Raw genomic sequence first — 1,739 nt, 5'->3', positions numbered from 1 at the left:
CCATAGTCGTTTGTTATGTTTCTTTTTTTGATGTGAGGCTAATATGCTTTTGAACTGTCCAATAAACTATAAATGAACCGGGAAGCATAGCCTGAATCGCAATATTGAATAACGTACTAGAGCTTATTGATATCATGACAAGTGAAAGTACCATGGAGGAAACAACCAAAAATGAAATAACACCTAATGACGGTGTCTTAGTGTAGCTAATTATATACCCTGCAACAGTTATCAATAACACTGCGATTTGAGACCCAAAAGATATATACCCTGCTGGATCTTGTAGCCTTAACTTATTGAATGATATGAAACTATCATTTATATCGTTTAATTCCGCTTTATAGCCATTCAAAATCTCTACACTCTTACGCCAATCATACAGCGTAAATTTCTTCATCAGCTCTGGCGCAGTGTCCCATGCACTTGAAGCAGGACGGAATTTTAACTCCGACATAACTAAAGGATTATTAGTTAACTCTTCTACCTTCCTTTTTAAACGAAAGTACTTTGATAGATTACTCTGAAGTTAGAGCGCACCTTGTGTATTTTGTAATCCTGACAGCTCAGTTTCAATGGCTACAAGGAGTAACTTTACTTCTTTGTTATAGAAATCACTATAAACATAAGCTCCTAACTCATTAACTAGGGTTGTTTGCATATCCAAGCGAATATATTGAACTTTCTTTAGATAAGAAAAAGGTAACGTATTTTTGTATGAATCATAAGTACCTTGCTGCTTGAAGTACTCTACAATTTGATCATGTGAAGCACTTTCATCTAAGACCTTCTGTGTTATATCATAACTACGCGCATTCCAAGCACCTTGCTCACTTGATGGGATTTCCTGCAACAATACTGAGTATTCTGTGCTTAGATTGTTTTTATATTCTTCAATCTCTCCAGCATTTACTATCGATGCTACAAAAGCCAAAAATACTACATAAATAAATTTCATTCTCTACTCTATATTATCAATACAAGCTCGAAGCCCGTTTGTCGATCGGAAACATAACGCCGCAATAACACGTTTATTACTACGACGACTTAGCTGAATTTTACTGCCTTAAACACCGAAACCAAAGACAAACCTACAACGCCGAATGTAATAAATCGTGTTGATTGCTTTGTTAAACCGCAATGACACGCTATAATGACCGAATAATCAACCTAATTAGAGACCGTTATGACTACTAGAATTTTAGCTGATGTTGCAGCAAGTATTACCGAGTTTAAAGCTAACCCAATGAAAGTTGCTTCAAGTGCTTATGGCGAAGCTGTTGCTGTACTAAACAGAAATGAGCCTGCATTTTATTGTGTACCAGCTGAAGCTTATGAACTTTTGATGGATCGAGTTGAAGATCTAGAACTATTATCCCTTGCCGCAGAACGAGAGAATGAAGAAACTATTTCGGTAAACATCCATGACTTATAAGTTAGATTTCAAAAAGAGCGCATATAAAGAATGGAATAAACTAGGTGCAACGCTTCGTGAGCAATTTAAGAAAAAACTATTAGAACGCTTAGATAATCCTCACGTTCCTGCGTCAAAGCTATCAGGCGCTGATAATTTATACAAAATTAAGCTACGACAGTCTGGTTACCGATTAGTATATAAAGTTGAAGATGACGTAATAATTGTCACCGTTTTAGCTGTTGGCAAAAGAGAACGCAGCGACGTATACAAAAAAGCGATGCACAGGATTTGACCATGGCGGTTTAACGCTGGCATAACACGTTTA

4 protein-coding genes are annotated in these 1,739 nt (G+C 36.6%); 2 read left to right on the top strand and 2 right to left on the bottom strand.

All coding sequences use genetic code 11. The features are described from left to right. Nucleotides 1-13: 13 nt before the first annotated feature. Nucleotides 14-454 (bottom strand): hypothetical protein, encoded by a 441-nt coding sequence (locus tag A6E03_RS18395; protein WP_065601483.1) that lies wholly within the window; start codon nucleotides 452-454, stop codon nucleotides 14-16. Between the two features lie 72 nt (nucleotides 455-526). Continuing rightward, a complete protein-coding gene (locus A6E03_RS18390; RefSeq protein ID WP_065601482.1) occupies nucleotides 527-955 on the bottom strand; it encodes a hypothetical protein in 429 nt (142 codons plus the stop codon). 228 nt (nucleotides 956-1,183) lie between these two features. Between A6E03_RS18390 and A6E03_RS18385 the strand changes: the two genes are divergently transcribed. After that, a complete protein-coding gene (locus A6E03_RS18385; RefSeq protein WP_045103969.1) occupies nucleotides 1,184-1,432 on the top strand; it encodes a type II toxin-antitoxin system Phd/YefM family antitoxin in 249 nt (82 codons plus the stop codon). Beyond that, nucleotides 1,422-1,706 carry a type II toxin-antitoxin system RelE/ParE family toxin gene (locus A6E03_RS18380; protein WP_012535033.1) on the top strand — a complete coding sequence of 95 codons (285 nt, stop codon included), beginning with the start codon at nucleotides 1,422-1,424 and terminating at the stop codon, nucleotides 1,704-1,706. Before A6E03_RS18385 ends, A6E03_RS18380 begins: the two co-directional genes overlap by 11 nt. The last annotated feature ends 33 nt before the right edge of the window (nucleotides 1,707-1,739 follow it).

The organism is Aliivibrio sp. 1S128 (assembly GCF_001691065.1).
Taxonomy (GTDB): domain Bacteria; phylum Pseudomonadota; class Gammaproteobacteria; order Enterobacterales; family Vibrionaceae; genus Aliivibrio.
Note: the sequence above shows the minus strand (reverse complement) of the source record. Positions and strands in the feature narration are given on the sequence as shown.